Origin of the sequence: Thioalkalivibrio sp. ALJ21, from assembly GCF_000378605.1 — a bacterium.
GTDB lineage: Bacteria > Pseudomonadota > Gammaproteobacteria > Ectothiorhodospirales > Ectothiorhodospiraceae > Thioalkalivibrio.
The window spans coordinates 75,995-102,772 of record NZ_KB905156.1 but is presented as its reverse complement, the minus strand read 5'-3'; the positions used below and the strand labels follow the sequence as shown (position 1 = coordinate 102,772).

The window sequence follows — 26,778 nt, the reverse complement described above, 5'->3', positions numbered from 1 at the left end:
GTCAGCTCTGGCGTTGCACTGCCGGGGTGGTGTTTTGTTCCAGCCAGGCCGGGAACTCGTCTTCCGCGATCGGCTGGCCGTACAGAAACCCCTGGAAATGCGTGCAACCCAGTGCCAGGAGCTGCTGGCGCTGGGTCGGCTGGGCCACGCCCTCGGCGATGACGCGCAGGCCCATGTTGTGGCCGATATCGAGGATGTTCTCGACCAGTATCTGCTCGCCCTTGTTCACCAGTTTGTCGATGAATGACTTGTCGATCTTGAGCTCGTCCAGCGGCAGATCGCGCAGATAGGCCAGCGACGAATATCCCGTTCCGAAATCGTCCAGCGCCACCTGGACGCCGAACTCGCGCAGGGCCCGCAGCTTGCCCATGGCATCGGACAGGTCACGCAGCAGGCCCGACTCGGTAACCTCCAGCGTAATCTGGCCGGGTTCCAGGCCGGCGGCCTGCACACGTTCCCGGAGCTGTTCGACGAAATCGGGTCGGGCCAGTTGCCAGGGCGAGATATTGATAGCCACGCGGGGCGGAAGCGGCAGACCTCGCGCGCGCCAGTCCTGCAGATTCTCGAGTACATGCTCGACCACCCAGGTGCCGATGGGGTGGATGAGCCCGGTCTCCTCGGCGATCGGGATGAACAGCGCCGGCCCGACCGGGCCCCGTTCGGGGTGGGTCCAGCGCAGCAGCGCCTCGGCACCGATCATGTTCTCCTGGGCATCGAACTGCGGCTGGTAACTCAGGTGCATCTCGTGATTCACCAGGGCCTGGCGCAGCCCCTCCTCGATCTGCAGCCGGGCGCGGGCCTCGTCCTGCAGCGCATGGCGGTAGAACTGCACCCCGCCGCGTCCGGCCCGCTTCGCCTGATACAAGGCGATGTCGGCATGGCGCAAGGCATCCGACGAGGTCTGCCCCGCGTCCGGGAACAGCACGCAGCCCAGACTGGCGCCGACACTGAAGGTGCGCTCCCCCAGCACGATCGGGTGCTGCAGGGCATCCAGCAGCCGGTGGGCCGCGTCGTTGACCGTCGCCTCGATCGCCTGACGCGATGCGCGCCGGGGATGGATCAGGGTGGCGAATTCGTCCCCGCCCAGGCGCACCACCAGTGCCTGTGCGGGCGCGTTCTGCCGCAGGCGGTCGGCGACCGCGGCCAGTACGGTGTCGCCGACCGCATGCCCCAGGGCATCGTTGATCGTCTTGAAGTGGTCCAGGTCGATCAGGATCAGGCCGCCCTGCTGATCTCCGTGCTGAGCCAGTTCCAGGTCTCGTGTCAGCGCGTCGTGCAGCTGGGTGCGGTTGGCCAGACCGGTCAGCGGATCGTGGTAGGCGAGCCGGCGTATATGCTCCTCGCCTTCCAGTCGCTCGAGTTCGGCGGCCGCCCGGTCGGCAAAGATCTCGAGGATGCCGACTGCCTGCTCGGTCTCGTCCAGCGGATAGCGATTGATAATGGCGATGTGCCCGAGCTCGCGCCCCTGGCTGTCGAGCATGGGGGTGCCGAGATAACTGCGCGCCCCCATCTCGCCCAGGAGATGGTCGTGCGGGAACAGCTCCTGGACGCGGTCCGGGTAAACGCACATGCCGTGCGAGAGCACCTCGTCGCAGGGGGTGCTGGCCAGGGCATAGCGGATGTTGTCCACCAGTTCGCCATCCTGGCAAAGCGCGGCGGTCTCGACGTGCCCGGGCATGTCCGGGACGTTCACGCCCGCCAGGGCGTAGTCGGCACGAAAGACCTCGCGCAGCCGCAGCACCAGGTTCTGGAAGAAGCTCTGGCGGTTGTCAGCGCGAAAACCCTGGGCGATGACGCGCAGGGCCTCTTCGCTGCGCCGCGCGAGCGTGATGTCCTCCTGCATCACGACGATGTCCTGCACCTCGCCGCGGTGGTTCTTCAGAGGGTAGACGCAGCCCTTCAGCCAGTGGTTGCCTGTCTGTCTGGTCGCGGGTTCGGAGCCCGCGTGGTATGCGAACGGGCCGACGAGCTGCCGCTCGCCCTGCGCGGCCGCGCGGATCGCGTCGGTGATGCGCCCGTCGATAGTGTCGGGGCGGTGCAGCACGCTGGAATCCCGGACGCGTTCGCCCTTGCGGCCGTGCATCGCCTCCCAGGCCGCGTTGACCTGGCGCACCCGGCCCTCGGGCGTGAGTACCTCCACGGCCATCGGGGCCTGGTGCACCAGGTCACGAAAGCGATGCTCGGATTCGCGAACGCGCTCCTGGGTCTCCCGGTGCAGCACCAGGCTCATCACCAGGATCATGCCCAGGTACCCGAACACCGCGAGCGGGACCGAATCGATCACGCCGAGCCGCGCGAGCGCGCCCTGGGCCGTGCCCAGCAGGAACAGGACAATCGCGCCCAGCAGGATCAGTGGGCTTGCGCCGCCCTCGCGGTACCAATGGCGGATCAACGCCCACAGGGAGAAACCGAATACCAGCAACAGGCCGGCCAGCGCCAGCAGAAACCACGGGCTCGAAGACCCGACCGCGAGCGACAGCGTCTCGCCCCAGGGCAGGGTCACCGTACGCAACTCCCTGACCGTGCTCAGTTGCAGGCCATACGGTTGTTGCACGTTGGCGATCCAGGCGGCGACCACCAGCACTCCCAGTATCGCGAGCAGGCCGCGCGCGGGGGTTCCGGTGTAGCGGGCGATGAAGGCCGCGAACAGCACATACACGGGGGCAATCAGGGCGTAGTACGCCTTGATCGGGCCGACATAGGCCTCGATGGACGTTGCCTGGTAGGACAGGGCAATGCTGATCGCGGCGCCCGTCATCAACAGGCACATCGCGGCGAACAGCAGGTGTTCCACGCGGCGCAGGCTGTGGGCCGCATGCAGGATGTGGCTGGCCGTGGCGTAGACACACAGCCCGGCGAGCAGGTACAACGCTGCGATCAGTGGACCACTCATGGCCGCCCCCCCTGTTGCGACGGAAATCCTTTTCCTTAACGACAAGTTAAGCACAACCACAAGTGGGTTGCGCGCCGCCGGTGCCTACAGGTACGGGGTCAGCAGGCGGGCGGCGCCGTCGCGCAGGCGGGCGGGGAGGGTGCGCGCGTGGACATCTTCCAGGCTCAGCGGGTGGGAACGCGAGCGCAGATCCTCGGCCCAGTCGGCCAGCTGTTGCCCCAGGTCGCGGTCCACGCATTCCAGGTTGCACTCGAAGTTGAGGCGCAGGCTGCGTGGGTCCCAGTTGGCCGATCCCACCAGGGCCCATTCCCTGTCGACGAGCATCAGCTTGGAATGGTTGAACGGGGGCGGCGTCAGCCAGATGCGGCAGCCCCGGGTCAGCAGTTCGCCGTGCAGCGGACGGGCGGCCCACTCGACCAGGCGCAGGTTGTTGCGTTCCGGCAGCAGCAGATCAACCTCGATGCCGCGCAGGGCCGCGGCCTTCAGCGCCCCCAGCAATTCCAGGTCAGGCAGGAAATAGGGCGTGACCACGGTAACGTGCTCGCGCGCCTCCGCGATCGCGGCCAACAGGGTGAACTTGAGCACTTCGAAGTCTTCATCAGGGCCGTCCGGCAGCGCGCGACACAACTGGGTGCCGATCAGGCGAGTCTCCTCCGGGAACCAGGGTGGGCCTTCCAGTGCCTCCTGCGTGCTGAACTGCCAGTCTTCCGCGAACACCCGCTGCAACTGCAGGCAGATCGGACCGCGGACCTCGAAGTGCAGGTCCTGAATTGGGTGCGGTCCCGGGTTGCTCGCGCTGTGCCCGCGGCGGATATTCATGCCCCCGGTAAAGCCGTGCTCGCCATCCACCAGCAGCATTTTGCGGTGATTGCGCAGATTGAACGCCGCAAGCGTACGCGGCAGGTGATGGACGGGCATGAAGGCGGCGGCCAGGATGCCGGCGCGCTTGAGGAAGCGCAGTGTGTTGCGGCGGCTGTAGCGGGCGCCGATGCCGTCGATCAGGACACGGACCTCGACGCCGCGGTCGCGGGCGGCCTTCAGGTGACGCACGAAGCGCTGTCCGACCACGTCGTAGTCAAAGATGTAGGTCGCCAGGGTGATGCTGTGGGACGCGCGGTCGATCGCCGCGAGCATTGCCGCGTAGGCCTGGTCACCATCGGTCAGCGGCCGGACCGAATTGCCGGCGCTGGCGCGAAACGGCGCGAGCCGGTCGCCACAGCCCAGCAGGCGACTCCAGCGGGGCGGAATGCCGGGGCCGTCGGCATCGCGCGCGGCGGGGTCAACCAGCAGATGGCCCTCGCGCAGGGCGTGGGCGCGGCGGCGGATGCGGTTGACCCCGAACATCCAGTACAGGATCGAGCCCCCCACCGGCAGCAGCACGATCAGCCCGACCCAGGCGATTACGGTCCCGGTCTCGCGGCGCTGGAGCAGCGCGTGCATCACACTGGCGGCGGCCAGTGCAAAGGCGGCGACGGCAGTGATACTGGCAATCCAGCCGGTACCCAGCACGGCATTCTCCCCGGGAATGGAATGGTGGCGGTGTGATCGCTACAGTACGCGGGCCGGGCGAGCGGTAAAAGGCCGCCATGGTGATCCATCCGCCCTTCGAGAGAGCCGATGACCGATATCGAGACCCCAAGCCTGTTTGCCAACAGCGGCGAGCAGCTGCCGCTGAAGGACTTCACCGAGAAGGCGTACCTGGACTACTCCATGTACGTGATCCTGGACCGTGCGCTGCCTCACATCGGTGACGGTCTCAAGCCCGTGCAGCGCCGCATCATCTACGCGATGAGCGAGCTGGGGCTCTCGGCCACGGCCAAGTACAAGAAGTCCGCGCGCACGGTCGGCGACGTCCTCGGCAAGTTTCATCCGCACGGCGACTCGGCGTGCTACGAGGCGATGGTGCTGATGGCGCAGCCCTTCTCCTACCGCTACCCGTTCGTCGACGGGCAGGGCAACTGGGGCTCGCCGGACGATCCCAAGTCCTTCGCCGCGATGCGCTATACCGAGTCGCGCCTCTCGCGCTATGCGCAGCTGCTGCTCTCGGAGCTGGGGCAGGGCACGGTGGACTGGGTACCGAACTTCGACGGCGCGCTGGACGAGCCGAAGGTGCTGCCGGCCCGGCTGCCGAACGTGCTGCTGAACGGCGGTTCCGGGATTGCCGTGGGCATGGCCACCGATATCCCGCCGCACAACCTGCGCGAGGTGGCTGCGGCCTGCGTGCACCTGCTGGAGTACCCGAAGGCGACTGTCGCCGAGCTGTGCGAGCACCTGCCGGCGCCGGACTTTCCCACCGAGGCCGAGATCATTTCCCCGCCCGCCGAGCTGAGCCGGGTCTACGAGACCGGGCAGGGCTCGATCCGCGCGCGGGCACGCTATGAACGCGAAGGCGACGACATCGTGGTGACCGCGCTGCCGCACCAGGTCTCCGGGGCCAAGCTGCTGGAGCAGATCGCCAGCCAGATCCGCGCGAAGAAGCTGCCGATGGTCGAGGACCTGCGCGACGAGTCCGACCACGAGCACCCGACTCGCCTGGTGATTACCCCGCGCTCGAACCGCGTGGATGTCGAGGCGCTGATGGCGCACCTGTTCGCGACCACGGATCTGGAAAAGACCTACCGCGTGAACATGAACGTGATCGGCCTGGACGGCCGACCGCAGGTGCGCGACCTGGCCGGGCTGCTGGGCGAATGGCTGACCTTCCGCATCGAGACTGTGCGCCGGCGCCTGCAGTGGCGCCTGGAGAAGGTGCAGGCGCGGCTGCATGTGCTGGAAGGCCTGCTGATCGCGTATCTCAATATCGACGAGGTGATCGCGATCATCCGCGAGTACGACCAGCCCAAGCCCGAACTGATGAGCCGCTTTGCCCTGTCCGACATCCAGGCCGAGGCGATCCTGGAGCTGAAGCTGCGCCACCTGGCCAAGCTCGAGGAGATGAAAATCCGCGGCGAGCAGGACGAACTGGCCAAGGAGCGCGATCAACTGGAGAAGACCCTCGGGTCCGAGCGCCGCCTGCGCACCCAGGTGCGCCGCGAGATCGAGAAGGACGCCGCGGACTACGGCGACGAACGCCGTTCGCCGCTGGTTCAGCGCGCCGCCGCGCAGGCGCTGGACGAATCCGCGCTGGTGCCCACGGAGCCGCTGACCGTCGTGCTGTCGGAGAAGGGCTGGGCGCGCGCGGCCAAGGGCCACGACGTGGACGCGCGCGGCCTGAACTACAAGGCCGGGGATGCTTTCCAGGCCGCGGTAACCGGGCGCAGCAACCAGGCCGTCGCGTTCATCGACTCCACCGGTCGCACCTACACGATCGCCGCGCATACCCTGCCGTCCGCGCGCGGGCAGGGCGAGCCGCTATCCGGCCGCGTGAACCCGCCGGAGGGCGCGCGCTTTGTCGGCATGGCCACTGGCGCGGAGGAAGACCGCTGGCTGCTGGGCTCGGATCACGGCTACGGCTTCGTCGCGAAACTGGGCGATCTGCTGGGGCGGCAGAAGGCCGGCAAGAACGTGCTGACCGTGCCCGACGGGGCGGCCGTGCTGCAGCCGGCGCCGGTGCGCAACCCGCACGAGGATCACATCGCGGTCGTCACCACGCGCGGCTATCTGCTCCTGTTCCCGGCCACCGAGCTGCCGGAGCTGGCGCGCGGCAAGGGCAACAAGCTGATCGGCATCCCGTCCGCGGCCCTCAAGGACGGCTCCGAACGGGTCCTTGGTGTGGCCGTACTGGGGCCGCAGGACACCCTGGTCGTGCATGCCGGCAAGCGCTTCAAGGCGCTGGCTCCGGCGGAGTGGGCGGAGTATGTTGGCGAGCGCGCTCGGCGCGGTCGCCAGCTGCCGCGCGGCTACCAGAACGCCGACTGGATCGAGGTGCGGCCGGCCTGAACCGCGCGCGCCAACGGTGGTCTGTGGAAGGGGTCGGGCTTGAATTTTGCGGCCGTGCCCTGACTATAAGCACATCCCGAAGAGTTTATTGATGGAGTACAGGAAGGCTTCATGAAACGTATTGCGCTGTTTCTGGCGACGAACTTCGCCATCATTATTGTGCTCAGCATCACCCTGCGCCTGCTGGGCGTGGAGCGCATCCTCGACGAGGAGGGGGTCAACCTCGACCTCAATGCGCTGCTGATCTTTGCCGCGGTATTCGGTTTTGGCGGTTCCTTTATCTCGCTGGCCATCTCCAAGTGGATGGCCAAGAAGACGATGAAGGTCCACGTGATCGACAAGCCGCGCAACGCCACCGAGCAGTGGCTGCTGGAGACCGTTCAGCGCCAGGCCCGCGCGTCCGGCATCGGTATGCCGGAGGTGGGCATCTATGACTCGCCGGACCCGAACGCCTTTGCCACTGGCATGAGCAAGAACAACGCGCTGGTGGCGGTCAGCACCGGGCTGATGCAGAACATGAGCCAGGGCGAAGTCGAGGCCGTGCTGGGGCACGAGGTCGGGCACGTCGCCAATGGCGACATGGTTACGCTGGCGCTGATCCAGGGGGTGGTGAACACCTTTGTGATCTTCCTGGCGCGCGTGGCCGGGCATTTTGTCGACCGCGTGGTGTTCAAGAACGAGTCCGGCCATGGCCCTGCGTTCTGGATCACCACCATCGTGACCGAGATCATCCTGGCGATCCTGGCGTCGATCATCGTGATGTGGTTCTCGCGTCAGCGCGAGTTCCGCGCCGACGAGGCGGGCGCGAAGCTCGCCGGTCGCGAAAAGATGATCGGCGCACTGGAGTCGCTGGCGCGCGCTTCGGGGCGCCCGGTGGACATGCCCGATCAGATGGCGGCCTTCGGCATTCGCGGGGGCATGGCCCAGGGGCTGAAGAAGCTGTTCATGAGCCACCCGCCGATCGAGCAGCGCATCGCGTCGCTGCGTGCGAATAGCTGATTCGCCTCCGGCATAAGGTAGGAGCAGAGAAGGCCGCCGATAGGGCGGCCTTCTTCGTTGGGGGCTGGTTACTCGTAGGATGCGTTGAGCGCAGCGAAACGCATCAATAATAACGTCCGCGCCCGGGCTGACCGCCAGCGGCCAGGGCCGCATCACCCACAAAAGGGTTGCTGCGGCGCTCTTCCCCGAAGGTTGATTCCGGGCCGTGTCCGGGCACAAAGCGCACATCGTCGCCCAGCGGCCAGAGGCGCCGGGTGATGGACTCGATCAGTTGCGGCCCGTTGCCGCGCGGGAAGTCGCTGCGGCCGATGGCGCCATGAAACAGGACATCGCCCACCAGGGCCAGGCGACTCTCGCGGTCGAAGAACACGACGTGCCCCGGAGTATGTCCTGGGCAGTGCAGCACCTCGAGCGTGACCTTGCCCAGCGGCAGTTGTTCGCCATCGTGCAGCCAGCGATCCGGAACCAGCGCAGGCATCTCGGGGAACCCGAACATCTCGCACTGCATCGGCAGCTGATCCAGCCAGAAGGCATCCTCAACCTGAGGGCCCAGGATCGGGATATTGCAGCGGCGCGCCATCTCGGCGGCGGCCCCGACATGATCGAGGTGGCCATGGGTCAGCAGGATGCAGTCCAGCCGGACATCCTGCTGCCGTGCAATCTCGATCAGCGTGTCGGCCTCGGCCCCGGGATCTACCCAGGCGGCGGCGCGGGTCTGGTCGCACCAGATCAGGGTGGCGTTCTGCGCGAGTGCGGTAACGGGGTGGCTCAGGTGCTGGAGCATAGGGCTGTGCAGATCGGTGAGGAGAACGCGGATTGTGCCCGTTTTTGATTCGTGACGAGAGTCCGGGAATAGAACGCGCGCGCCTGCGTCTTAAAGGGTGTGCAGGTCTTTAGAAAAAGCGGTCGAGCGGAGCAGCCCGAGAGTACGACCCCCTGCGTACGAGGCTGCTTGACAAGAAGATCGTTGTATTAGAAGATTTGCATATGCTGATTGCTGTCCCCCCTGGCAGCGTCAGCAGACTCCTCCATCCTCCTTTGGTGGTTTTCTTGGCGCGGGCTTCGACCTGCGCTTTTTTTTGCCCGGAATTCGCATCCCGCCGAGCCCCCGCCTAACATGGCGGCGTCCTGTCGTTGCATTCAATCGGCCATGCCCACACGTCTGAACAGTCTGCGCAATGCGGTGTTGCTGTTTGTCCTGCTGCCCCTGTTGTTGGTGGTCGGCGGCACGGTGACGCTCGGGCTGCAGGAATTCCAGACGCAGATGGAAAATCGCATGCAGGCCGATATCGAGCTGGTCGCGCGTTCCATCCGCCTGCCCGTAGCCACGGCGATGATCGATCAGGACGTGACCACGGTGCAGCAGTCGCTGGACTCGCTGTTCCAGATCGACCAGGTGTTCGGCGTCTACGTCTACGACGCCCAGGGCGACATGGTCGCCACCAGCGGGCCGCCCAGCCCCACCATTCGCCACCCGGGCGAGGCCCAGGCGATCAGCGAGACGGGCAGCCTGGGCGCTTTCGACGAGCATCAGGGGCGCGAGGTCTTCTCGTTCTTTCTTCCGCTGTCGGATTCCGCCGGGCGCATCGTCGGCCTGTTGCAGGTCACGCGTGACGTCTCGCCGTTCCGGGCCTATGTCTCGCAGCTGCGCTGGCAGGGGGGCATGGTGATGCTGGCAGTCAGCGTGCTGTTCTTGCTGGTGGTCCTGATTGGTCACCACCGCGCCGTCGGGCGTCATGTGGCGCGCCTGATTGGGGCCATGCGGGATATCGGCGACGGCCAGCGGGGGCTGCGTGCCCCGGAGAAAGGCCCCTGGGAGCTGCGCCGCCTGGCGATCACGATGAACGGAATGCTCGAGCGCCGCGAGGCCTCCGAAGCGGCATTGCAGGCGCAGCGCGAGGAACAGGCGCGGCTCGAGGAAAAGCTGCGCCATTCGGAAAAGCTGGCCGCTATTGGCCAACTGGCAGCCGGGGTCGCGCATGAGCTGGGGACACCCCTGGGCATTATCGCCGGCCGGGCCCAGCGCGCGTCGCGGCGGTTGCCCGCGGACGACCCCGCGCACAAGGAGATGAAGGAACTGCAGGCGGAGCTCGAGCGTGTGGAGACTATCGTCCGCCAGCTCCTGGATTTCGCGCGGCGCAATCCGTTGCAGCAGCGCCCGCTGGAGTTGCAGGGCCTGGTCCGCGAGATCGTGGCACGCGTACAGGAACGTGGCAAAGGGCGCGAACAGGTGCGCTTTGATCTGGACGGCGGGGCGTTGACCGTGGCGGCGGACCGACTGCGTCTGGGGCAGGCGCTGGAGAACCTGATCGACAATGCCGCGCAGGCCGCGGCCGAATGTGTGCAGGTGAGCTGGCGCTGTCAGGGTGACACGCTCGAGTGTCTGATCGCGGACGATGGTCCGCGCGCGGGGCGCGGGATCTCCGACGAGCAGGCCGAACGCCTGTTCGAGCCCTTCTTTACGACCAAGCCGACGGGCGAGGGGACCGGCCTGGGGCTGGCGGTCGCACAGGTGGCGCTGGAGGACCATGGTGGCCAGGTGAGGCTGGACCGACAGGATCCGGAGCTCACCCGCTTTGTCGTGACCCTTCCACTCGGGGACGGCGCCTGTCGTGACGGCAAAGCACAATCGCAAGGGCCGGAGGCGCCCCCGGGCGCACCGGTATCGGGTGGAGGAACCGCATGAACACGTCCCCGGAAACTGGGCTGAATGATCGCGTCCTGATCGTTGAAGACGATCGGGGCCATCGCGAACTCCTGGCCGAGGAGCTGGCCGAGGTGGGTTACGCGGTCACTGCGGTGGAGACGGCCGAGGAGGCCGAGCAGGTACTGCGCCAGCAAACGGTTTCCCTGGTGGTCAGCGACCTGCGTCTGCCCGGTGCCGATGGCTTCCATGTGCTGGAGGTGGCGCGCGACACGGTGCCGGTGCCCGGATTCATCATGCTCACGGGCTTCGGAACGATTGATCAGGCCGTGACGGCATTGAAGGCGGGTGCGGACGACTTCTTGACCAAGCCCGTCGATCTGGAACACCTGCGTCTGGCGGCCGAGCGGGTCGCCGAGGCCCGTCGTCTGCGTGCGGAGGTACGCCAGTATCGCGAGGTCCTTGCGGGCGACGAGAGCTTTCATGGCATGCAGGGCAAGAGCCCGGCGATGCTCAAGCTGCATGACCTGATTCGTCGGATCGCCGCGGCCGATGGCAGCGTACTCATCACCGGCGAATCGGGGACGGGCAAGGAGCTGGTGGCCCGCGCGCTGCATGCGGAGAGTGCCCGCGCCGATGGCCCATTCATCGCGCTGAACTGTGCGGGCATCCCGGAGACCTTGCTGGAGTCGGAGCTGCTGGGGCATGTCGCCGGGGCGTTCAGTGGCGCCAAGGGCGCGCGCCGCGGCCTGTTTACCGAGGCCGACGGCGGTACGCTGTTCCTCGACGAGATCGCCGAGATGCCGGTGGCCATGCAGAGCAAACTGCTGCGGTTGCTGCAGGACGGGCGTGTCCGACCGGTCGGTTCCAACGAGGAGATCGAGACGGACGTGCGCATCGTGGCCGCCACCCATCAGGACCTGCAGGAACGTATCCGCCAGGAGCAGTTCCGTGAGGACCTCTATTATCGTCTGGAGACCTTCCGTATCGAGATCCCGCCCCTTCGCGATCGCGGTGACGACATCGAGCGCCTGGCGCAACAGTTCCTGCGGGAGCAGGCGCTGGCGCGCGGGCTGCCCGTGCGCGAACTCAGCCCGGAGGCCATGCGTGCCCTGCTGCGCTACGGCTTCCCCGGGAACGTCCGCGAACTGGCCAGCCTGATGGAGCGCGCGGCGACTCTTGCATCCGGCGAGGTGATCGAGCTACGCGACCTGCCCGAGCGTGTGCGCCAGTCCGGGGCCGCTGGCGGCTCGGGTGAATCGCCCGGGAATATCGCTGGAACCGACCTGCCGATACCCGGCACCGGTGATGACAGCCATTGGCCCAGCCTCGCCGAGGTCGAGCAGGCCTATCTGCATCGGGTCCTGGAGCATGTCGAGGGCAACAAGCAGCGCGCCGCGCGCATTCTGGGAATCGGGCGCAAGACGCTTTATCGCAAGCTGGGCGAGAGCGAGTCGGATTCCTGAGCGCCTTTGCTCGGCGCCTCTCCACGGTTCACGGTCGGCTGTATCGTGACCCCTTTCACCTCGCCCGACCCTTGATGGGCCGTACTGACCCGGGTCGCCCTGACCCATGTGTCGTTTTGACCCGTATCTCACTGTGACCCAGGCCCACCTGGTGCCCGTTTGTTGGTTCGTAACCATCGGAAAATAAAAGCGTTTGTATTTTTCGGCCGTTTTTGGCACGGCTTCTGCTACTTCCTTGGGTGCAGTCAACCGAAAGCCAATCGAGCCGTTCCGTTGACTGTGCTGAAACCTCAAATGAAGGAGAGAAGCACAATGTCGACTTTCCGCAAATCCGCTCTTGCAATCGCGATGAGTTCCCTCTTTGCCCTCGGCGGTCTGAGCGCCGCGCAAGCCCAGGGTATGGGCGAAGGTGCCGAGGCACCGGACGAAGAGGAAAAGGAAGAACAGGGTGGTATGCCGCCCCAGATGATGGTCCAGGCGGGTGACGCTGGTGCGCCGCCGGCCGAAGACGATGACGAAGATCGTGATGGTGGCATGCCGCAGATGGTTCAGGCCGGTGATGCCGCTGGCCCCGCGGACGAAGATGACGACGAAGACCGCGACGGTGGTATGCCTCCGCAGATGGTCCAGGCCGGTGATGCCGCTGGCCCCGCGGAAGATGATGACGACGAAGACCGCGAAGGCGGTATGCCGCAGATGGCCCAGGCGGGCGGCGCTGAAGCCCCGGCTGGCGATGATGACGACGACGAAGACGACGCCCCGGATTGGTAAGGGGCTAACGGGCAAGCCGGGCAGTGTTCGTCTGCCCGGCCCCCATCTCTGAGGCAGGAGCCTCGAGATTTTTTCACCCAGAGGAAGAGGTAGACACGATGAGCTTTCGCAAGACCGCACTCGCATTCGCTTTGACTTCCATGTTCGCGATCGGTGGCGTGGCGACCGCGCAGACCGGCGATATGGGTGGTGCCCAGGGTGGCGCCGAGGGTGCCCCGCCGCAGGGTGGTGCCGAAGGTGCGCCTCCGCAGGGCGGTCAGCCGCCGCAAGGTGGTGCCCAGGGTGGTCAGCCGCCTGAAGGTGGTGCTCCGCCGGAAGGTGGTGCTGCTGGTGCCCCGCCCGCTCAGCAGGCCCCTGAGGTTGATCTGAGCGAAGAAGATATCGACACCTTCGTGGGTGCCTTTGTGGCAGTCCAGGAAGTGCGCGAAGACTTCGCCAACCGCCTGCAGGAGGCCGAGGACGAAACCGAAGCCCAGTCCATGCAGCAGGAAGCCCAGGACGAAATGGTCAGCGCTGTTGAAGACGCCGGCATGACCGTCGAGGAATACAACGAAGTGGCCATGGCCCTGCAGAACGATCCCGAACTGATGCAGGAAGTCCAGGAGCGCGCCGAAGCGGAGATGTAATCCATTCCCGCTCCGGACCCCGGGCCTCGTGCCCGGGTCCAGAAAGGGCCGGCCTTCGTGCCGGCCTTTTTATTGTTTTCTGTTACGGGATGTTTCCGGAAAGGAGCCATGCTCGCTCCTGAAGGGACATCTCATGGATGCGAACTCACACGGGTTCTCTCGGGACGTGCAGATTAATCAGTGTGTCCCTTGAACCGCGCGCCGGGAAGCGCTATTCTTGCGCGCTTTCTGAATCGCCCCGACATCGGAGCATCAAGACATGAGCACCATCAGCGCCAAGCCGGCTGAAGTCGAACGCGACTGGTTCCTGGTCGACGCCGCGGACAAGACCCTCGGCCGCCTCGCCACGGAAATCGCGCGTCGCCTGCGCGGGAAGCACAAGCCCGTCTACACGCCGCACGTGGACACTGGCGATTACATCGTCGTGATCAACGCGGAGAAGATTCGCGTGTCCGGCAACAAGGCCAGCGACAAAAAATACTTCCGCCATACCGGCTACCCGGGTGGGATCAAGGAAGCCAACTTCAACCAGATGATTGACCGTCATCCGGAGAAGGTGCTCGAGCTCGCCGTGAAGGGCATGCTGCCGCGTAACCCGCTGGGCCGCGCCATGTTCAAGAAGCTCAAGGTGTACTCCGGTACCGAGCATCGCCACACCGCGCAGCAGCCGCAGCCGCTCGACATCTGACGGCTAAACAGCAAGGGAAATCGATCCGTATGGCTACCAATCAATACTACGGCACCGGCCGTCGCAAGACCTCCTCGGCCCGCGTGTTCCTGCGCCCGGGTACGGGCAACATCACGGTCAACGACAAGCCGCTGGACGAGTTCTTCGGCCGCCAGACCTCGCGCATGGTCGTGCGTCAGCCGCTGGAGGCCACCGAGTCCACCGAGAACTTCGACGTGATTGCGACCGTGGAAGGCGGCGGCGGCAACGGCCAGGCCGGTGCCATTCGTCTGGGCATTGCCCGCGCGCTGGTGCAGTACAACGAAGACATGCGTTCGCCGCTGCGTCGTGGCGGTCATCTGACCCGTGACGCCCGCGAGGTCGAGCGCAAGAAGGTCGGTCTGCGCAAGGCCCGCCGCGCGACTCAGTACTCGAAGCGCTAAACGGCGCTCGAGTGCCGGCGCGTACGGCACCCGGTTTACTGGGGGATCGTCTAGCGGTAGGACTACGGACTCTGACTCCGTCAACCCAGGTTCGAATCCTGGTCCCCCAGCCATCCATGGAAGAAGGCCCCCTTGTGGGGCCTTTTTTCATGGATAGATGGAAGTTTCCAGGATGAGAACCTGCAAGGTTCGACGGCGAGGCGAAGCCGAGCCGAACAGCGCCGCTTGCGGCGCTGGCCCGAAGGGCGAGGCGCGTAGCGCCGAGTAATCCTGGTCCCCCAGCCATGGCGGTGTGCCCCTCGAAGGGGCTCACCGCCATTTGCTTTGGACTGGTCGTTACTTCAGGGAAGGGCCCCCTCGCGGGGCCCTTTTCTATGGATATTTGAGCGAGTCCAGGGTTCGAACCTGGAAGGTTCGGCGCAGCGCAGCGGAGCACTGCACGCGCAGCGCGCGTGCAGCCCCGAAGGGGTGAGGCGGCGCAGCCGCCGAATCATCCGGGGCCTCAGCTGGCCCCCGCAAGGCGATGCGGCCATCAATGCCGTTGCTTTCCCTCCCCACGCTCCAAACTCGCTACACTCCCCTGATCGGCGCCCCGCCACCCGCATCCAGCGGGAATTCTTGCGGCCCCTCTGCGTCGAACCCTTCAGGAATGGCGCGAACGTCGACTCGATGTGCGCCAGATAAAACCAAAAAACAGGAGAGGAGAGAGTCCATGTCGGTACCTGACAACCCCTACGAGCCGGTCAGTGTCGATACCACCGCCCACGAGGTCGAGGGCGCGGATACCTGGTACATGATCGGGATATCCGGTATCCCGGACCCGGACAACGAGGGGCATACCTCGAACGCCGGCTTTGTGGTGACGGACGAGGGTGTGGTGGTCTACGACGCCCTGGGGACGCCGCCGCTCGGGTTCGAGATGATCCGGCGGATCAAGGAGGTTACGGATCAGCCGATCAAGTACGTGATCGCCGGGCATTACCACGCGGATCACATCTATGGCCTGCAGGCCTTTGCCGATCACACGGACGCGAAGATCATCGGCCAGTCGCGCGCGAAGGACTATCTCGACAGCCCCGGGGCCGCCGCACGGCTCGAGCAGCGCCGAGGCGTGCTGACACCCTGGGTTGATGAGGACACCCAGATCATCCCGCCGGACGAGTTCTTTGATGACGAGTACGTGATCGAGCTGGGCGGCAAGACGTTTCGTTGCGTACACGCCGGCCCGGCCCATTCACCGGATGACATCATCATGGTGGTTGAAGAGACCGGTGTGGTCTTTGCCGGCGACATCGTGTTCGACGGCCGCATCCCGTTCATGGGTGATGACGCACTGGACTCGGAAAACTGGGTCAATCGTCTGGAAGAACTGATGGAGATGGACCTGAAGTTCCTGGTCCCGGGGCATGGCGACGCCACCGACGAGGCCGCACGCGCAGTGAAGTTCACCCGTGACTATATCGCCTATTTGCGTGAACACATGGGCGCGGCAGTCGAGAATATGGATTCCTTCGAAGAGGCCTATGCGGCAATGGACTGGTCCGACTACGAAGACCTGCCGGCTTTCGAGGAGACCAACCGCAGTAACGCCAATGCCGTTTACCTGGAGATGGAAGAAAAACTCTTCTGATCTCGACCACTCGCGGTATGCCGGGCCGTAGCGCCCGGCAAAGGAGTATCCGCATGACGCTGCATATCGATCCTGGCCTGCTGACGGCTATCCTCTCGCTGGGTGCCGGCATCCTGATCCTGATCTGGCCCCGGCTGCTGAACTACATCGTGGCGATCTACCTGATCGTGATCGGAGCGGTGGGGCTGCTGGCCTACCTGTAACGCCGGGTCGTCAGAAGCCGGGCACCGACCTGCGCGGCGATCGGCAGGTACTTTGGTGCCCAAAAGCATGGACGAAGAGTGCGACTTCGTGCGCCTCCCGCACGGAGCCGTTACTCTTTGCGCTCATTCTGATCGGGGGGCCAAGCCTCAATGACCGCCGAACGCGTTCGAGAAATACCCTATAACTACACTTCATTCTCCGACCGCGAAATTGTCATCCGCTTCCTGGGTTCCGATACCTGGGACCTCCTCAACGAACTGCGTGGGGAACGCCAGACGGGTGTGTCCGCGCGCATGCTGTTCGAGGTGCTTGGCGACATGTGGGTGGTCGCCCGCAACCCGTATATCCAGGACGACCTGCTGGACGACAAGAAGCGCCGCAAATCGCTGATCGATGCGATGCAGCATCGCCTGGACCAGATCCGCAAGCGTGCCGACGGCAACGAGAAGGCGTTGACGCTCGCGCGCCGTGCCCAGGCCGCGGTGACCGCATTTGCCGACGAGTTCCAGCAGACGCTGGAGCTGCGCGAGCGTGTGCGCAAGCGCCTGAAGGGCCTGACACACAAGGACAATATCCAGTTCGGCGGTCTGGCCCGTGTCTCCCACGTTACCGACGCCACCGACTGGCGCGTAGAGCTGCCGTTCGTCGTGCTGACGCCGGATTCCGAGGAAGAGATGGGGCCGCTGGTCGCCGCCTGTATCGAACTCGGCCTGACTGTGATCCCGCGTGGTGGTGGTACCGGCTATACCGGCAGTGCCGTGCCGCTGTCCAAGCGTTCCGCGGTCATCAATACCGAAAAGCTCGAAGGTATAGGCCCGGTCGAGCGTCGCCCGCTCCCGGGTGTTGATCAGGACGTGGCCGTCGTGCGTGTCGAGGCCGGCGTGGTGACCAAGCGGGTCTCCGAGCTGGCCGCCGAGAACGGACTCGTGTTCGCGGTGGATCCCACTTCGCAGGATGCCTCCACAATCGGCGGCAACGTCGCGATGAACGCCGGGGGCAAGAAGGCCGTGCTCTGGGGGACCGCGCTGGACAACCTGGCCTCCTGGACCATGGTCACCCCCGAGGCCGACTGGATGCGGGTCGAGCGCCTGAATCACAACCTCGGCAAAATCCATGATGCGGAGACGGTGCGTTTTCGCATCACTCGCTATGGCCCCGACGGCCGCACCCCCACGGGCGAACCCGAGACGCTGGAGATGCCGGGTGCGCGCTTCCGCAAGGTCGGCCTGGGCAAGGACGTGACCGACAAAACCCTGATGGGCGTGCCGGGCATCCAGAAGGAGGGCTGTGACGGCCTGATTACCTCGGCCGAGTTCATCCTGCACCGGATGCCGGACAACATCCGTACCGTGTGCCTGGAGTTCTATGGGACCGATCTGCATCAGGCCGTTCCGGCGATCGTCGAGATCAAGGATGCGGTGGATGCCGAGGACGACGTCTTGCTGGCGGGGCTGGAGCACCTGGACGAGCGCTACGTGCGTGCCGTCAAGTACACCCCGAAGGGTGCCCGTGGCGAGCAGCCGAAGATGGTGCTGATCGCCGACATCGTCTCCGACAACGAGGATGCCCTGGGCACGCTCGCCGCCAAGATGGTGCGCGCCGCCAATGCCCGCAACGGCGAGGGCTTCATCGCCGTGAGCCCGGAGGCACGCAAGCGCTTCTGGGCCGATCGCGCGCGCACCGCCGCGATTGCCCACCACACCAACGCGTTCAAGATCAACGAGGACGTGGTGATCCCGCTGGAGCGGCTTGCCGAGTACACCGAGGGGGTCGAGACCCTGAACGTGCGCGAGTCACTGAAGAACAAGCTGGCGATGGTCGACGAGGTGCTGGAGTGCATGCGCGGCGATCACCCCGAACTGCGCGAGCTGCTGGAAGACACCGGTGGCGAAGGGCAGCAGTGGTTCGAGGCCAAGCGCGAACGCGCGGTCGAGAAGCTCGAGGCAGTGCAGAAGCGCTGGAAGGCGATCGCGGACAACTTCTTTACGCTGGCCTCCGAATGCGACGAGCTGCTGGACGAACCCGCCCGCGCCGATCGCCGTGACCACGACAAGCTGATCAACCTCTTGCTGCGCCGCAGCCTGCGCATTTCCTATCGCGCGGAGGTGGAGCGTCCGCTGTTCGAGATCTTCGACGGTCACCAGATGGAGTCAGTGCGCAAGCGCCTGGCCGCGATCCACGACCGCGTGCTGACCAGTCGGCTGTTCATCGCCCTGCACATGCACGCCGGGGACGGCAACGTGCATACGAATATCCCGGTCAATTCGAACGACTACCAGATGATGCACCAGGCCGAACGCCTGGTGGACGACGTGATGCGCCTGGCGCGCGAGCTGAACGGCGTGATCTCCGGCGAGCACGGGATCGGGCTCACGAAGATGCAGTATCTCGAGCCCGAGCGCATCGAGTCGTTCGCGGAGTACAAGAAGCAGGTCGACCCGAACGGCGTGTTCAACGCCGGCAAGCTGCTCGAGGGCTCCGGGCTGTCCAATGCCTACACGCCTTCGCTGCGTCTGGTGCAGCAGGAGGCACTGATCCTGGAGCAGAGCGAGCTGGGCGATCTCAACGACGAGATCAAGGACTGCCTGCGCTGCGGCAAGTGCAAGCCGGAGTGCAACACGCATGTCCCGCGCGCGAACCTGCTCTACTCGCCGCGCAACAAGATCCTGGCCACCGGGCTGATCGTCGAGGCCTTCCTCTACGAGGAGCAGACCCGGCGCGGGCTGTCGCTGCACCACTTCGACGAGATGAACGATGTGGCCGACCACTGCACGATCTGCCACAAGTGCCTGAATCCGTGCCCGGTCGACATCGACTTCGGCGACGTGACCATGCACATGCGCTCCATCCTGAAGAAGAAGGGCAAGCGCAAGGCCACGCCGGCGACGATGATGTCCATGGCCTTCTTGAACACCAAGGATCCGTCCAAGATCAAGGGCATCCGCAAGGGGGCGATCCAGATGGGCTATGCCGCCCAGCGCCTCGGCCACTACGCGTTCAAGAAGCTCAACCTGACCGGTGAGGGCAAGCGCCCGCGTTCCACGACCGGCAAGGCCCCGATGCACGAGCAGGTCGTGCACTTCGTGAAAAAGCCGATGCCGGCAGGGCTGCCGAGCCAGACCACCCGTCAGATGCTGGGGCTGGAGGATTCGCGCTATGTGCCGATCCTGCGCGACCCGGTAAAGACCGATCTCGATTCCGACGCAGTGTTCTATTTCCCCGGCTGCGGCTCCGAGCGCCTGTTCAGTCAGGTCGGGCTGGCGACGCTGGCCATGCTCTACGACGTCGGCGCACAGACGGTGCTGCCGCCGGGCTATCTGTGCTGCGGCTATCCGCAAAACTCCAATGGCGACTTCGACAAGGGCTCGCAGATCACCACCGAAAACCGGGTGCTGTTCCACCGCGTGGCGACCACGCTGAACTACCTGGACATCAAGACCGTGGTGGTCTCCTGCGGCACCTGCATGGATCAGCTGCTCAAGTACGAGTTCGAGCGCATCTTCCCGGGCTGCCGACTGCTCGACATCCACGAGTACCTGATGGAGAAGGGCGTGAAGCTGGAGGGGCTCAACGGGGTGCAGTACATGTACCACGACCCCTGCCACTCGCCGATGAAATCGCACAAGCCGACCGATGTGGCCGGCAAGCTGCTGGGACAGGAGGTCCTGCAGTCCAACCGTTGCTGCGGCGAGGCGGGCACGTTCGCGGTCAGCCGTCCGGACATCGCCACCCAGGTGCGCTTCCGCAAGCAGGAAGAGCTGCACAAGGGGATTCGTCAGCTCACCGGCGAGGAGAAGGCCGAAAACGGCAACGTGAAGCTGCTGACCTCCTGCCCGGCCTGCCAGCAGGGCCTGTCGCGCTATCGCGAGGACACCGGACTGGATACCGACTACATCGTGGTCGAGATGGCCAATCGCCTGATGGGCGACGGCTGGCAGAAGGACTTCATCGACCGGGCGCGCGAGGGCGGCATCGAGAAGGTCCTCCTGTAGGGGGGCGACGGCGCGGCGCCAGGATGGGCGGCAAGGCCCGCGCCTGGAAAGCCGCGTATGGTTGGCTACAATCGGGCAACCGGGTACCCTGCCAGAACGTGCATCGCGGGATGTGCGTTCCGGGTCGGGACCCGGAGGGCTAAAGGGCGATTCGTGGGCCGCAGTTCGCGGACGCCCATCGTCAACCAAGGGAGTTCGCATGATCGTTCGTTTCGCTCGCCCCCGAGTGGCCCTGGTGGCCCTGTGCCTGAGTCTGGCCGGAGCCCCCATCGTGGCCTCGGCCCAGCAACCTTTTGTGGAATTCCCTGGCCGCCCGCTCTATGAACGCTTTGGCGTCGAGGCGGTAGATCTGTTCGATCTGCGCGGCCAGTTGTCGGGCTCCACCGTGGTCGACGTTCGCCCCCGGCTGGAATACGACATCCTGCATATCGAGGGCGCTCATCACGTCGATATCGACAGCGAAGACTTCGATCAGCAGATCCTGGCGCTGGAAGAGGAACACGGCAGCCCGCTCGTGTTCTACTGCAACGGACGCCAGAGCTACGCCGGCTATCGCGCAGCGGCGCGCGCCAACGAGCTCGGCGTGGCCTCGGCCCAGGCCTATGACGCCGGGATGCAGGATTGGGTCGAGCGCTACCCGGGGCTGGCCCGTTTCCGTGGCGAGCCGGCCAACGAGGCCGAGGACGAGCTGATCAGCGAGGACGCCTTCGAGGCCCGCGTGCTGGCGGCCGACGCGTTCTCCCGGCGCGCCCGCCAGGGTGAGGATGTCGTCGTTGTGGATATCCGCAGCCGCGGCGAACGCGACGAGATCTCGCTGTTTGGCGGCCGCGAGGTCGGAGCGCCCCTGTCGGACATCAGCGCCCTGGACCGTATCGTGGACCAGGCCCGGCGCAACGAGCAGACCCTGCTGATCTTCGACCAGTACGGGCAGCAGGCTCGCTGGCTGCAGTACCACCTGGAAGAACGCGGGGTGGATGACTACTACTTCCTGGAAGGCGGCCTGCAGCGCTTCTACGACGAGGTCATGGCGCGCTAGCGATTGTGGCCGGGAGCCGCCTTGCAGGGCTCTCACAAACAAAAAGGCCGGGGACATCCCCGGCCTTTTTGTTGCGTGGCTAACGCCGAAACAGCGCGAGAATAATCGAGATCACCACGCTTACGATGATCATCGTCGTGATCGGGAAATAGAAGCGGGCATTTTCGCGTTCGATCACGATGTCGCCCGGCAGACGACCCCAGGGGACCTTGCCCAGCCAGGGCCAGAGCAGGCCGATCAGAACGATCAGCCCGCCGATGACGATCAGCCACTTGCCGGTCTCGCTCACTAGGCGGTCATTTCCTCGACGCCAGAGGGCGAGCCGACCAGCATTACATCCGCCGGTCGGCGGGCGAACAGGCCGTTGGTCACCACGCCGGCGATGTGGTCCAGCTCGGACTCCAGCTCCACCGGGTTCATGATGCGCAGATTGTGCACGTCCAGGATGACGTTGCCGTTGTCGGTCTTGAAGCCCTCGCGCAGTTCCGGATTGCCGCCCAGCTTCGAAAGCGCACGGGCCACGTGGCTGCGCGCCATCGGAATCACCTCGACCGGCAGCGGGAAGGCCCCCAGGTAATCCACGACCTTGGTCTCGTCGACGACGCAGACGAAGGTCTTCGAGGCCGCCGCGACGATCTTCTCGCGGGTCAGCGCGCCGCCCCCACCCTTGGTCAGGTGCAGGTGGCGCGTCGCCTCGTCGGCCCCGTCGACGTAGATGGGCAGCGGGCCGGCGGAGTTCAGATCCAGGACCTCGATCCCGTGGCCGCGCAGGCGCTCCGCGCTGGCTTCGCTGGAGGCCACCGCGCCGTCGATCTTGCCCTTGATCCCGGCCAGGGCATCGATGAAGTAGTTCGCGGTCGAGCCGGTACCGACCCCCACGATCCAGCCACTTTCGATGCGCTCGAGCGCGGCCTCGGCGACCGCCTTCTTCATTTCGTCCTGAGTCATTACGCTGTCTCGTCTGTGATGTCCATAACCCAGCGAGGATACCGACTGGCGCGTAATCGAGACAAGCATGATTCGCGCCGTGCTATCGTTCCGGCCATGACAGTCCCCTACCTTGAGAAGATCCTCACGGCGCGCGTCTACGATGTCGCGCGCGAGACGCCGCTGGAGCCGATGCCGACGCTTTCGCAGCGTCTGGGGTCCAGTATCTGGCTCAAGCGCGAGGACCTGCAGCCCGTGTTTTCGTTCAAGCTGCGTGGGGCCTACAACAAGATCGCACAGCTCACGCCCGAGCAGCGCAAGAAAGGCGTGATTGCCGCGTCCGCCGGCAACCATGCCCAGGGCGTGGCGTTGGGGGCGAGCCACCTGGGAATCAAGGCCGTGATCGTGATGCCGGTGACTACCCCTTCGATCAAGATCGATGCCGTGCGCCGTTTTGGCGGCAAGGCAGTGCTGCATGGCGATTCTTTCGACGAGGCGGCCGCGCATGCGCGGACCCTGCAGGAGAAGCATGGCTATACGTTCATCCACCCGTTCGACGATCCGGACGTAATCGCCGGGCAGGGCACCGTGGCGATGGAGCTGCTGCGTCAGCACTCCGCGCCGTTGGATGCGGTGTTCGTCTGCATCGGTGGCGGAGGCCTGGCGGCGGGCATGGCCGCCTACATCAAGCGCCTGCGTCCGGAGATCAAGGTGATCGGGGTCGAGCCGGACGACGCCCCGTCCATGTACAAGGCGTTGCAGCAGAATCGTCGCGTCACGCTGAAACAGGTCGGGATCTTTGCCGACGGTGCTGCCGTGCGCCAGGTGGGCAAGGAGACCTTCCGCCTGGTGCGCGAGCTGGTCGACGAGGTCCTGCTGGTGGATACCGACTCGATCTGCGCCGCGATCAAGGATGTGTTCGACGACACCCGCGTACTGGCGGAGCCGGCGGGTGCGCTGGCGGTGGCCGGGATGAAGCAGTACATCGCGCGCGAGGGAATCACGGGGGGCGACTTCGCCGCCGTTCTGAGCGGTGCCAACATCAACTTTGACCGCCTGCGCCACGTGGCCGAGCGCGCCGAGATCGGCGAGCACCGCGAGGCCCTGTTCGCGGTGACCATCCCCGAGCGCCCGGGGAGCTTTCGCCAGTTCTGCCAGGCCATCGGCAAGCGGGGCATTACGGAGTTCAACTACCGCTACGCGGACGACGAGCGTGCGCACGTGTTTGCTGGCATCAAGCTGGAAGGCGGCGACAGCGAGCGCCAGGCGATCCGCGAGACGCTGGAGGCGCAGGGATACGAGGTCATGGACATGACCGAGAACGAGGTGGCCAAGCTGCACCTGCGGCACATGGTCGGCGGTCATGGCGGCGAGGTCCGCAACGAACGCCTGTACCGCTTCGAGTTTCCCGAGCGCCCCGGAGCGTTGCTGAACTTCCTGACCCACATGGGCCAGACCTGGAATATCAGCCTGTTCCACTACCGCAACCACGGGGCCGCCTACGGGCGCGTGCTGGTGGGGATGCAGATCCCGGCCGAGGATCGCGCGCGCTTTCGCGAATTCCTGAAGGAAGTCGGCTACCCCTGGCACGAGGAGACGGCCAACCCGGCCTACTCGCTGTTTCTGCGCTGATCGCTTCGGAACCCCCGGCATAACCTGCTCCGGACTGATATCTTTCTGGTTGTCGATGCAGTCGATGCGGCATCGCAACGGGGTGGTTCGGGGGCATGATGGTTGGGGCAGGGTTGTACAGATTGGGTGTCATTGCGCTGCTCTCGGGTGTCCTGGCGGGCACGCCGGGCGCAGAAGAGCCCTACCGCGCACCTGACTCGATCCCTGGTACCGAGTTGATCGGCGCGGATGGCGCCTGGCTGCGCTTTCGCGAGGGTGTCCCCTTTGTTGATACCCGCCTGCCGAGCGATTTCGAGGCCGGGCGCATCCCGGGTGCCGTCAATCTGACCATCATGCGGGACCACGACGACCCGCGGAATCGCTTTACCCGGGAGCGCCTACTCGATGTCGTGGGCGGTACCGACCAGCCCGTGGTGGTCTACTGCAACGAACGCGATTGCTGGCGCACCGAGGCCGCCGCGCGGCGGGCCCAGGAGTGGGGCTTCACCCGCGTCCACTACTTCCCGGGTGGCTACCCGGAATGGATCCGCTATGGCTATCCATTCGAGTAGCCGGCGGCCGCCCGCTCGGTCTGCACGCCGCTGGTCCCTGCGTACCATCCTGATGCTGGTGATGTTCGGCAGCCTGCTGGTGCTGGCTGCAGCGATTATCGTGGGTGCGCAGCTTGCGATGGGGCAGGCCGAGCAGCGTTTCGATCGCTTGGGGATAGAGGGGCAGACGGCGGTGTGGAACCAGACGCTGGAGAACGAACACCAGCGTCTACGTTCCGAAATCACCTCGGTGACGCGCAACGAGGATCTGGCCGATGCGCTGGCGAATGAGGAGGCCGTGGGCCCGTATGCGGCACCTCTGGACAATCGCTTGCGGGCGGCGGGTGTCGCCGATCGTATCGTGGTGCTGGACCGTGGCGGGCAACTGCGTTTCGATTCGGACCCGCGCGACGAGCCGCTCCTCATGCTGGCCGAGGCCGCCCTGGAAGACGGCCGGTTTCGCGAAGGCCTGCATCATGTCCCGGGGCACACCCTGTATGCCGGGCTCGTAGTGCCGATCTACCGGGCCGGGCAGCCGTTGGGGGTCGTGGTGCTGCTTCGCGACCTGTCCGGCGTGGCCCTGCGGTCGCTGGCGCAGGCGAGCCAGGGGCAGGCCGCGCTTCTGGACCGGGAACATGTCCTGGGCAGGACCGCGCCGGCGCAGGTGGCACTGCCCTTGGGCGGGGTCTGGCACGAAGGGCCCGCGGCGACTCGTGTCCGGCGGGATGGCCATGCCTTCCAGGTCGTCCATCTGCCGTTGACGCCTTACGGCGCGGACGAGCCACGGGCCAATGCAGTACTCGTGCGTGATATCACCGCGTCGGTGCGGACGCAGGACCGGATCAACGCCGTCACCTATGCCTCGGCTCTGGCCGTCTTTGGATTGATCGCCATCGGGTTGTTCTACTGGCTGGGCCGTACCCTGCGGCCGTTGCGCCAGGCAGTCGATACGCTGGAGGCGATTGGTCAGGGACACTTTCCGCAGGAACCGCCCGCACATTCCCGTGTATCCGAGGTCGCCAGCCTGCAGGAGGCCACGAGTTCCATGTCCCAGGGCCTCAAACGCATGCTGGAAATCGAGGAAGAGAATGCGCGCCTCGCGTTTCGTGATGCGCTGACCGATCTGCCCAACCGGCGGTTGCTGCTGGAACATCTGGAACATGCGATCCACGCAGCACGGCGAACTGGCGAGCACGCGGCGCTGCTGCTGCTGGACCTGGACAACTTCAAGACATTGAACGACACCTGTGGGCACTCGGCCGGGGATCAGTTGCTTCAGGCTATTGCACGGCGGTTTACGGAGCGTCTGCGGGCCCAGGACATCGTTGCGCGGCTGGGGGGTGACGAGTTCGTTATCCTGCTGGAGGCGCTCTCCGCAGATCGCGATCAGGCCGCGGTGGATGCGCGCGGGGTGGCAGGGGACCTCCTGGAAGCGCTAAACCAGCCGGTGACCATCGACGGTATCGAACACGCAACCTCCGGGAGTCTCGGCATTACGGTGTTTCCGCAGACCGGCGATACCCCGGAGGAATTGCTCAAGCAGGCCGATTTTGCGATGTACCAGGCCAAGCGCCAGGGCCGCAATGGAGTCCGATTCTACGATCCCGAGATGCAGCAGCTATTGCAGCGCGAGGCGGAACTGGAGCGCAGTCTGCGCCAGGCGCTGGAGCAGGGGCAGTTACTGATCCACCTGCAGCCCCAGGTAGACCAGCATGGACGCATCACCGGGGCAGAGGCATTGATGCGCTGGCCACGCGCGGACGGCAGCTGGGTTTCGCCGGGCGAATTTATCCCCGTTGCGGAACATAGCGGCCAGATCGTGGAGATTGGACGCCTCGCCCTGCGCCAGGCCTGTTCCACGCTGGGTCGCTGGCAGGCGGACCCGCGGCTGGCAGGCCGGCCGATATCGGTGAACCTGTCGCCACACCACCTGCGCCAGAGCCGCCTGGCGGACGAGGTGCGCGGGTTATTGCGCGAGTACGGTGTGGATCCCTCGGTGCTGCAGATCGAGGTGACCGAGAGTGTGATGGCCGAGGCGACCGAGACCCTTTTCGCGAACCTTGAGGCTCTGCGTGCGCTGGGTGTGCACCTAGCCCTGGACGACTTCGGCACTGGCTACTCGTCACTCGGGTATCTCAAGCGCCTGCCGCTGGACATCTTGAAGATTGACCGCTCTTTCGTACGGGACCTCGAGACGAACATCGACGACGCCAATATCGTCGCCACGATCGCTGCGATTGCGCAGCAGATGGGGCTGGAACTCATCGCCGAAGGCGTGGAAACCGAGGGGCAGCGGGCATTCCTGCTGCGCCATGGGTGTCATTGTTTCCAGGGCTTTTTGTTCCATCGCGCCATGCCCGTCGAAGCATTCGAGGACGCGGTCGTGCGCGAGCAGGGGCAAGCCGGGTCGTCATGACCCGACGGGGCCCACCCCTGTAA

Annotated in this window: 20 protein-coding genes, 1 tRNA gene and 1 other RNA gene; 17 read left to right on the top strand and 5 right to left on the bottom strand. The window is 65.5% G+C overall.

The genetic code is table 11. The annotated features are described in order from the left end of the window. Position 1 precedes the first annotated feature (1 nt). A complete protein-coding gene (locus tag F579_RS0106490) occupies positions 2 to 2,893 on the bottom strand; it encodes an EAL domain-containing protein (RefSeq protein WP_019023914.1) in 2,892 nt (963 codons plus the stop codon). Between the two features lie 84 nt (positions 2,894 to 2,977). After that, positions 2,978 to 4,402, bottom strand: a complete 1,425-nt coding sequence (locus F579_RS0106485) for a phospholipase D-like domain-containing protein (protein WP_019023915.1) — start codon at positions 4,400 to 4,402, stop codon at positions 2,978 to 2,980. A 108-nt stretch (positions 4,403 to 4,510) separates the two neighbouring features. On the opposite strand from F579_RS0106485, the gene parC reads away from it, so the two are divergent. Next, the gene (gene parC, locus F579_RS0106480) at positions 4,511 to 6,772 is read left to right on the top strand and encodes a DNA topoisomerase IV subunit A (RefSeq protein WP_019023916.1); all 2,262 of its coding nucleotides are present in this window, start codon (positions 4,511 to 4,513) and stop codon (positions 6,770 to 6,772) included. 111 nt (positions 6,773 to 6,883) lie between these two features. Next, positions 6,884 to 7,771 carry a protease HtpX gene (gene htpX / locus F579_RS0106475; RefSeq protein WP_019023917.1) on the top strand — a complete coding sequence of 296 codons (888 nt, stop codon included), beginning with the start codon at positions 6,884 to 6,886 and terminating at the stop codon, positions 7,769 to 7,771. 103 nt (positions 7,772 to 7,874) lie between these two features. Here htpX and F579_RS0106470 read toward each other — a convergent pair whose 3' ends face one another. Further along, positions 7,875 to 8,555, bottom strand: coding sequence for an MBL fold metallo-hydrolase (locus F579_RS0106470; protein ID WP_019023918.1), 681 nt, complete (start codon positions 8,553 to 8,555; stop codon positions 7,875 to 7,877). A 366-nt stretch (positions 8,556 to 8,921) separates the two neighbouring features. Here F579_RS0106470 and F579_RS0106465 point away from each other — a divergent pair, with 366 nt between their 5' ends. From F579_RS0106465 to F579_RS0106415, 12 genes are all read left to right on the top strand, one after another. Further along, positions 8,922 to 10,457, top strand: coding sequence for an ATP-binding protein (locus tag F579_RS0106465; protein ID WP_019023919.1), 1,536 nt, complete (start codon positions 8,922 to 8,924; stop codon positions 10,455 to 10,457). Continuing rightward, entirely contained in the window at positions 10,454 to 11,881 is a 1,428-nt protein-coding gene (locus F579_RS0106460) for a sigma-54 dependent transcriptional regulator (RefSeq protein WP_019023920.1), read from the top strand. The genes F579_RS0106465 and F579_RS0106460 overlap by 4 nt, the downstream gene beginning before the upstream one ends. 312 nt (positions 11,882 to 12,193) lie before the next feature. Next, entirely contained in the window at positions 12,194 to 12,652 is a 459-nt protein-coding gene (locus F579_RS0106455; protein WP_019023921.1) for a hypothetical protein, read from the top strand. Between the two features lie 98 nt (positions 12,653 to 12,750). Continuing rightward, a complete protein-coding gene (locus F579_RS0106450) occupies positions 12,751 to 13,278 on the top strand; it encodes a DUF4168 domain-containing protein (RefSeq protein ID WP_017925837.1) in 528 nt (175 codons plus the stop codon). A 259-nt stretch (positions 13,279 to 13,537) separates the two neighbouring features. Next, a complete protein-coding gene (rplM, locus tag F579_RS0106445; protein WP_012981954.1) occupies positions 13,538 to 13,966 on the top strand; it encodes a 50S ribosomal protein L13 in 429 nt (142 codons plus the stop codon). A gap of 29 nt (positions 13,967 to 13,995) precedes the next feature. Then, entirely contained in the window at positions 13,996 to 14,388 is a 393-nt protein-coding gene (gene rpsI / locus F579_RS0106440) for a 30S ribosomal protein S9 (RefSeq protein ID WP_012981955.1), read from the top strand. 39 nt (positions 14,389 to 14,427) lie between these two features. Next, a tRNA-Gln gene (locus F579_RS0106435) sits at positions 14,428 to 14,501 on the top strand. 38 nt (positions 14,502 to 14,539) lie between these two features. Continuing rightward, positions 14,540 to 14,673, top strand: a non-coding RNA gene (locus F579_RS14975) — RtT sRNA. 427 nt (positions 14,674 to 15,100) lie between these two features. Beyond that, a complete protein-coding gene (locus F579_RS0106430) occupies positions 15,101 to 16,018 on the top strand; it encodes an MBL fold metallo-hydrolase (RefSeq protein WP_019023922.1) in 918 nt (305 codons plus the stop codon). A gap of 53 nt (positions 16,019 to 16,071) precedes the next feature. Further along, complete coding sequence (locus tag F579_RS14970) at positions 16,072 to 16,221, top strand: DUF3096 domain-containing protein (protein ID WP_012981957.1); 150 nt, start codon at positions 16,072 to 16,074, stop codon at positions 16,219 to 16,221. 150 nt (positions 16,222 to 16,371) lie between these two features. Further along, a complete protein-coding gene (locus F579_RS0106420) occupies positions 16,372 to 20,214 on the top strand; it encodes a DUF3683 domain-containing protein (RefSeq protein WP_019023923.1) in 3,843 nt (1,280 codons plus the stop codon). A gap of 199 nt (positions 20,215 to 20,413) precedes the next feature. Next, the gene (locus tag F579_RS0106415; RefSeq protein WP_019023924.1) at positions 20,414 to 21,250 is read left to right on the top strand and encodes a rhodanese-like domain-containing protein; all 837 of its coding nucleotides are present in this window, start codon (positions 20,414 to 20,416) and stop codon (positions 21,248 to 21,250) included. A gap of 79 nt (positions 21,251 to 21,329) precedes the next feature. Here the strand turns inward: F579_RS0106415 and F579_RS0106410 are convergent, their stop codons facing one another. Further along, positions 21,330 to 21,539: a DUF2905 domain-containing protein gene (locus F579_RS0106410; protein WP_018138812.1), complete on the bottom strand. Its 210-nt coding sequence runs from the start codon at positions 21,537 to 21,539 to the stop codon at positions 21,330 to 21,332. Further along, complete coding sequence (gene rpiA / locus F579_RS0106405; RefSeq protein WP_018138811.1) at positions 21,539 to 22,198, bottom strand: ribose-5-phosphate isomerase RpiA; 660 nt, start codon at positions 22,196 to 22,198, stop codon at positions 21,539 to 21,541. The genes F579_RS0106410 and rpiA overlap by 1 nt, the downstream gene beginning before the upstream one ends. 96 nt (positions 22,199 to 22,294) lie before the next feature. Here rpiA and ilvA point away from each other — a divergent pair, with 96 nt between their 5' ends. From ilvA to F579_RS0106390, 3 genes are all read left to right on the top strand, one after another. Continuing rightward, complete coding sequence (ilvA, locus tag F579_RS0106400) at positions 22,295 to 23,809, top strand: threonine ammonia-lyase, biosynthetic (protein WP_019023925.1); 1,515 nt, start codon at positions 22,295 to 22,297, stop codon at positions 23,807 to 23,809. 122 nt (positions 23,810 to 23,931) lie between these two features. Next, positions 23,932 to 24,360: a rhodanese-like domain-containing protein gene (locus F579_RS0106395; protein ID WP_019023926.1), complete on the top strand. Its 429-nt coding sequence runs from the start codon at positions 23,932 to 23,934 to the stop codon at positions 24,358 to 24,360. Between the two features lie 61 nt (positions 24,361 to 24,421). Continuing rightward, complete coding sequence (locus F579_RS0106390; RefSeq protein WP_231365769.1) at positions 24,422 to 26,755, top strand: bifunctional diguanylate cyclase/phosphodiesterase; 2,334 nt, start codon at positions 24,422 to 24,424, stop codon at positions 26,753 to 26,755. The last annotated feature ends 23 nt before the right edge of the window (positions 26,756 to 26,778 follow it).